This window comes from Kitasatospora sp. NPDC059088 (genome assembly GCF_042738155.1).
Taxonomy (GTDB): Bacteria; Actinomycetota; Actinomycetes; order Streptomycetales; family Streptomycetaceae; genus Kitasatospora.
Map to the genome: position 1 here is coordinate 115,349 of NZ_JBHYGR010000006.1, position 5,982 is coordinate 121,330.

Consider the following 5,982-nt stretch of genomic DNA (forward strand, 5'->3'; position numbering starts at 1 on the left):
TCCCTTTCTCCCCCCCGGGGTCGCGGGCCGGTCGGGGGCGGGGCCGCGGGGGGGGCGGTCGGGGGGGGGGCGCGGGCCCCACGTACACGCAGGGGTCGGGCCGGGGGGCCAGGGCCGGGACCACGGCCCCGACGGGTGGCGGCTCAGCGGCGGCGGTGGTCGGTGTCCGGGGCGCCGCAGAGGGCGTCGTCGACCAGCCGGCTCTCCGCCTGCTCGATCCGGCGGACGTCGTCCGGGGTGTCGGCGCGGACGCCCGAGAGCGAGAGCGTGACGCTGCGCCGGCCGTCGGCGGTGACCCCGGTCGCCGTGATCCAGCCGGCGTCGCCGCCCTCGTGGCCCCAGGACACCCCGCCGCAGGTCAGCGGGCGGGAGAAGAGTCCCAGTCCGTCCCGGGCCCCCGGCATGAGCGCCTGGAACTCCTCGCCGACCGGAACGGTCTGCTGCATCCGGGCGAGCTGGGCGGGCGGCAGCAGTCGGCCGCCCAGCAGGGCCCGGAGGAAGCGGTCGAGGTCGGCGGTGGTGGAGACCAGCCCGGCCTCCCCGTTGATGCCCAGGCCGACCTGCTCGGTGACGTCGACGGGCGGCTCGCCGGGCCGGAAGCTCTGGTACGTCCGGGCGTGCGGCCGGGGCAGCGTGGGGGACGTCCCGGGCCGGAAGGTGTGGGTGAGGCCGAGCGGCCGGACGATCCGGTCCCGTACCTCCTGGTACCAGGCCTGCCCGCCGACCCGCTCGATGATCATGCCGAGCAGGACGTAACCGGTGTTGCTGTAGCGCAAGTCGGCGCCGGGCCGGAAGTCCGGCGGGTGGCGCAGCGCCCGGTCGACGCTCTGCTCGGGCGTGGAGCCGTCGTAGCGGTGCCGGCGGAAGTCGTCGGCCGAGCTGTAGTCCGGGTAGTCGTCGTGGAGGCCGCTGGTGTGCTGGAGCAGGTGGCGGACGGTGATCGCGCCGCCGTCGTTCCCGTTCCCGGACACCACGCCGGGCAGCCACCGCTCGACCGGGTCGTCCAGGGAGAGCCGGTGCTCGCCGACGAGTTGGAGGACGACGGTGGCCACGAAGGCCTTGGTGACGCTGGCGATCCGGAAGTGGCCGTCCGGCGACACCGGCTGTCCGGTCGTCACGTCGGCGACGCCGCCGGTGGCGGTCACCGTCCGGCCGTCGGCGGTGACCAGCCGGGCCTGCACGCCCGTCACGCCGAGGGCGGTGAGCGCGGCCGCGTCCCGCCGGAGCAGGCTCCGGTCGTCGTACGGCCGGGCCGCCGCGGCGGCGGGCACGGTCGTGGCGAGGGCGCCGGCCAGGACGGCGGCCGACACCAGGGTCCGCCGTACGGAACGGCCGCGCCGTCCTGCGGCGCCAATCGGTGATTTCTTCATGGGAGTTGACGCTAGGTCCGACCGCCGCGCCCGGTCGGTACCCCGAGCCGGTCGGAAAACAGGGTAGTGGGCTGTAGTGCCGGGCCGGTTCGCCGTGATCCAGACTTGGGCGGATGAACCTCCCTGCGGCCGAAAGGCTTTCGGCGACCTGGCGCGCCCTGAGCTACCTGCTGGGCAGCCTGCTCGCCGCCGCGCTCGCCGTGCTCGTGCTGCCCGTCCTCCTCGTCCCGGCTGCGGCGCGCGCGTGGGCCGGCCGCCAGCGCCGCCGCGCCGACGGACTGCTGGGCGCACCCGCCTCCGGCCCCGTCCGGGCCGGCACCGCGCGCCTCCTCGGGTGGCTCGGCGCCTGGCTCCTGAGCGGCCTGGCGTTCGGGCTGGTCGCGGTGGTGTGCGCGGGCAACACCCTGACCACGGCCGTCACGGTGCCCCTGTGGTGGGCGCTGCCCGCCGGCACCCGGGCGGGCGGCTTCGCCGCCGGTGCCCCGCTGACCGGGTGGGGCCCGGCGCTGACCCTGGGGACGGCGCAGCTGCTGGCCTTCGCCGCGCTGACCGTCTGGCTGGTCCCCCGGCTGGCCCGCCTGCACGCCCGGACCTGTGTGGCCCTGCTGGCGCCGTCGGCCTCCGAGGAGCTGGCGCAGCGGGTGGAGACGCTGACCGAGACCCGGGCCGGGGCGCTCACCGCGCACGGCGCGGAGCTCCGCCGGATCGAACGCGACCTGCACGACGGCACCCAGGCCCGGCTGGTGGCCATCGCGATGCGGCTGGGCGTGGCCCGGGAACTCCTGGACGAGGACCCCGGGACGGTCGCCACCCTGCTGGCGCAGGCCCACCGGACCACCGAGGAGGCCATGGTGGAGCTCCGCGCGGTGATCCGGACGATCTACCCGCCGATCCTGGCCGACCGCGGCCTCACCGGGGCACTGTCCGCCCTCGCGGCCGACGCGGCCCTCGACACCACCCTCGACGTCGGCAGCCTCGGCACCCTCCCCGCCGCGGTCGAGGCCGTCGCGTACTTCACGGTCGCCGAGGCGCTCACCAACGCCGCCAAGCACAGCGGCGCCACCCGGACGGCGGTACGGGTCGCCCGCACCGGTGACCGGCTGTCGATCGAGGTCACCGACGACGGGAGCGGCGGCGCCGACGAGCGGCTGGGCACCGGCCTCGCCGGGATCCGCCAGCGCGTCCTGGCGCTCGACGGCACCCTCGACCTCCGGAGCCCGGCCGGCGGCCCGACCACGATCACGGTGGGTGTGCCGTGCGGGTCGTGATCGCCGAGGACAACGTCCTGCTCTCCAGCGGGCTGGAACTCCTGCTCACCGCCAAGGGCTTCCGCGTCGCCGCGATCGTCCAGGACGCCCCGGGCTTCCTCGCCGCCGTCGCCGAGCACCGGCCCGACGTCGCCGTCGTCGACGTCCGGCTGCCGCCCGGCTTCCGCGACGAGGGCATCCACGCCGCCATCCGGGCCCGCCGGGAGCAGCCCGGCCTGCCCGTGCTCGTCCTCTCCCAGTACGTCGAGCAGCAGTACGCCGGGGAACTGCTCTCCGACGGGCGCGGCGGCATCGGCTACCTGCTCAAGGACCGGGTGAGCCGGGTCAGCGAGTTCACCGACGCGCTGCGCCGGGTCGCCGCCGGGGACACCGTGATGGACCCGGACGTGATCGGACAGCTCCTCACCCGGCACGCCCAGGACCCGACGGCCGCCCTGACCCCGCGCGAACGCGAGGTCCTCGCGCTGATGGCCGAGGGGCAGGACAACACCACGATCGCGACCCGGCTCGTCATCACCGACAACGCCGTCCACAAGCACATCGGCAACATCTTCGCCAAGCTCGGCCTCTCACCCGCCGACAGCGGCCACCGCCGGGTCCTCGCCGTCCTCACCTACCTCAGCCGGCGGAGGGCCGTCGGGCACCCCTGACGCCCTCCGGCACCGGTCCGGAAGCCCGCCGAGGTGTGCGGGTCCGGGGGCCGGGGAGACGCTGGGAGCAGGCCGAGGACGGAGGAGGCGAGCCCCATGAGCGACTCGCGCACGACCCACGGGCCGGAACCGCACGGGACCCCCGGCTGAGCCCGCCGTGGGACGCCCCGAACACCGCCCCGACCACCGCCCGGAACCTCGCCCGGCGCGGCGCCCCCGGCCGCTCGGCAGCCGCCCGCCCCGGGTGCCGGTGCGGCCGGCACGGCCCGCGGCGCCCGTCGAGCACGTGCCGGCCGGGCTGCGCACCGCTGCCGGGTACGTCTGGCGGCTGGGACTGCTCGGAGTGGCCGCCTACCTGGCCGTCGGGGTGCTCGGCGAGCTGGAGGTGCCGGTCATCGCGCTGTTCGTGGCGCTGGTGATCACCTCGGTGCTGCGCCCGCTGGTCGACCTGCTGGCCCGGACGCTGCCCCGGTCACTGGCCGTGCTGGTGGCGTTCCTGTGCGCGCTCGTGGTCGTCGGCGGGGTGCTGGCGCTGGTCGGGACGAACGTCGCCGACGAGTGGAACCGGATCGGCGACGAGCTGCGCGGCGGCCTCGGCCGGATCGACCACTGGCTCACCGGCGCCCCCTTCCACCTGCGCCCGGGGACGGTCACCGACCTGCGGGCGAAGGTCGGCGCGTTCGTCTCGGCGCACCGCTCGGCGCTGCTGACCACCGCCCTCAGCGGCGCGAGCCGGGCCGTCGAGCTGGTCACCGGGCTGGCCCTCGCGGTGTTCTGCTCGGTGTTCTTCCTGCACTCCGGCGACCGGATGTGGAGCTGGGCGCAGCGCCAGCTGCCGGCCCGGGCGCGTCCCGTCTGGGGCCGGGCCGGGCAGGCCGCCTGGCGCACCTTCGCCGGGTACACCCGCGGGGTGCTGATCGTGTCGGCGGTCAACGCGGCACTGGTCGGCCTCGCGCTGGCGCTCCTGCGGGTGCCGCTGGTGCTGCCGCTGATGGTGGTGGAGTTCGTCGCGGCGCTGGTGCCGCTGATCGGCTCCCCGATCGCGCTGGCGATCGCCGCGCTGGTCGCCCTGGCCGCGCGGGGGCCGGTGGTCGCGCTGCTGGTACTGGCGCTGATCGTGGTGATCGGCCAGATCGAGGGCCATCTGCTGCACCCGCTGGTGCTGGGCTGGTCGGTGCGGATCCACCCGGTGGCGATCGCGCTGTCGGTGATCGGCGGCGCGGTGCTGGCCGGGGTACTGGGCGCGGTGGTCGCCGTACCGGTGGTGTCGGTGGCCTGGGCAGTACTTACCGAGCTGCGCGACCACGGACCGCCGGCGGCGCGGGGGCGTGCCGGGCCAGGGGGCAACGGTCCAGGCATCTCGAAGCACTGAAATCCGGGCAATCGGCAGAAGACCGCCCGTTCGAGTGAAGATCGAACTTCGAAACCCCGTCCCGCCCGGCTGTCACCGAGGATGCGACCGCAGGTGTCCACCGACAGCACACCCATGAGGAGAACGACGTGGCGGAGAAGCGACTCAAGGCCTGGGGCAACAACCGCTCCGGCCAGCTCGGCGACGGAACCTGGACGGACTTCCGCACCACCGCCACCACCGTGCTGGGCCTGACCAGCGCCGAGGTGGTGAGGATCGCCGCCGGTGGCACCGGCCCGACCAACGGCCACGGCCTGGCGCTGCTGACCGACCGTACGGTCCAGTCCTGGGGCTCCAACGACTCCGGCCAGCTGGGAGACGGCTCGGTGTTCAGCCACAACGCGCCCGGCCAGGTGGTCAACCTCTCCAACGCCACCGACATCGCCGCGGGCGGCTCGCACAGCCTCGCCCTGCTGGCCGACCGGACCGTGGTGGCCTGGGGGAAGAACAACTACGGCCAGCTGGGCAACGGCACCAACACCGACAGCAGCGTGCCCGTGCGGGTCGAGGGCCTCAACAAGGTGATCGCGATCGCGGGCGGCCTCAACCACAGCCTCGCACTGCGCGAGGACGGCACCGTCTGGGCCTGGGGCTACAACATCAACGGCCAGCTGGGCGACGGCACTTCGGCCAGCCGCAACGTCCCGTCCCCGGTCAGCGACCTGACTGGTGTCACCCTGATCGCCGCCGGGGCCAACCACAACCTGGCCCTGATCGGCCCGCCGAGCGGCGGCACGAAGCCCACCAGCGGCAACGCGGTCAAGGCCTGGGGCTACAACGCCACCGGACAGCTCGGCGACAACAGCACCGTCAACCGCTACACCCCGGTCGACACCCAGGGCATCTGGCTCGGCGGGGTCTCCCGCATCGCCGCCGGTGGCAACCACAGCCTGGCCGTCACCGACAGCGACAACAAGCTCAAGGCCTGGGGCCAGAACACCTCCGGCCAGATCGGCGACGGCACCACCGACTACCGGATCACCCCCGTCCCCGTCCCCGGCCTGACCGGCGTCCAACTCGTCGACGGCGGCCGTGAGCACACCATCGTCCTGCTCGGCGACAACACCGTGCGCTCCTGGGGCGCCAACGGCTCCGGCCAGCTGGCCAACGGCACCACCACGGAGAGCTCCACCCCGGTGACCTCGCTCACCGCACTGACCGGCGTGGACAAGATCGCCGCCGCGGTCGGCGGCGACTTCAGCGTCGCCAACTGACCCGCGTCCGGGCGCCGGGGCGCCCGCCCCGGCCCGGGCCCCCCCGACCCCGCCCCCCCCCCACCCCCC

The 5,982-nt window shown here is 75.1% G+C and carries 5 protein-coding genes; 4 read left to right on the top strand and 1 reads right to left on the bottom strand.

Going from position 1 to position 5,982, the window contains the following annotated elements; all coding sequences use genetic code 11:
• Nucleotides 1-143: 143 nt before the first annotated feature.
• Complete coding sequence (locus ACFWXO_RS04870) at nt 144-1,370, bottom strand: serine hydrolase domain-containing protein (protein WP_380522278.1); 1,227 nt, start codon at nt 1,368-1,370, stop codon at nt 144-146.
• A gap of 113 nt (nt 1,371-1,483) precedes the next feature.
• Here ACFWXO_RS04870 and ACFWXO_RS04875 point away from each other — a divergent pair, with 113 nt between their 5' ends.
• The 4 genes from ACFWXO_RS04875 (at nt 1,484) to ACFWXO_RS04890 (ending at nt 5,913) form a co-directional block, all read left to right on the top strand.
• Nucleotides 1,484-2,638, top strand: a complete 1,155-nt coding sequence (locus ACFWXO_RS04875) for a sensor histidine kinase (RefSeq protein WP_380522280.1) — start codon at nt 1,484-1,486, stop codon at nt 2,636-2,638.
• Nucleotides 2,626-3,288: a LuxR C-terminal-related transcriptional regulator gene (locus tag ACFWXO_RS04880; RefSeq protein ID WP_380522282.1), complete on the top strand. Its 663-nt coding sequence runs from the start codon at nt 2,626-2,628 to the stop codon at nt 3,286-3,288. Before ACFWXO_RS04875 ends, ACFWXO_RS04880 begins: the two co-directional genes overlap by 13 nt.
• Nucleotides 3,289-3,445: 157 nt before the next feature.
• Nucleotides 3,446-4,660: an AI-2E family transporter gene (locus ACFWXO_RS04885; RefSeq protein WP_380522284.1), complete on the top strand. Its 1,215-nt coding sequence runs from the start codon at nt 3,446-3,448 to the stop codon at nt 4,658-4,660.
• 128 nt (nt 4,661-4,788) lie between these two features.
• Complete coding sequence (locus ACFWXO_RS04890) at nt 4,789-5,913, top strand: RCC1 domain-containing protein (RefSeq protein ID WP_380522286.1); 1,125 nt, start codon at nt 4,789-4,791, stop codon at nt 5,911-5,913.
• Nucleotides 5,914-5,982: the final 69 nt, after the last annotated feature.

Excerpts from the sequence above, each read along its gene's own strand:
- ACFWXO_RS04870 (WP_380522278.1), bottom strand. The coding sequence starts at position 1,370 with ATGAAGAAATCACCGATTGGCGCCGCAGGACGGCGCGGCCGTTCCGTA.
- ACFWXO_RS04875 (WP_380522280.1), top strand. The coding sequence starts at position 1,484 with ATGAACCTCCCTGCGGCCGAAAGGCTTTCGGCGACCTGGCGCGCCCTG.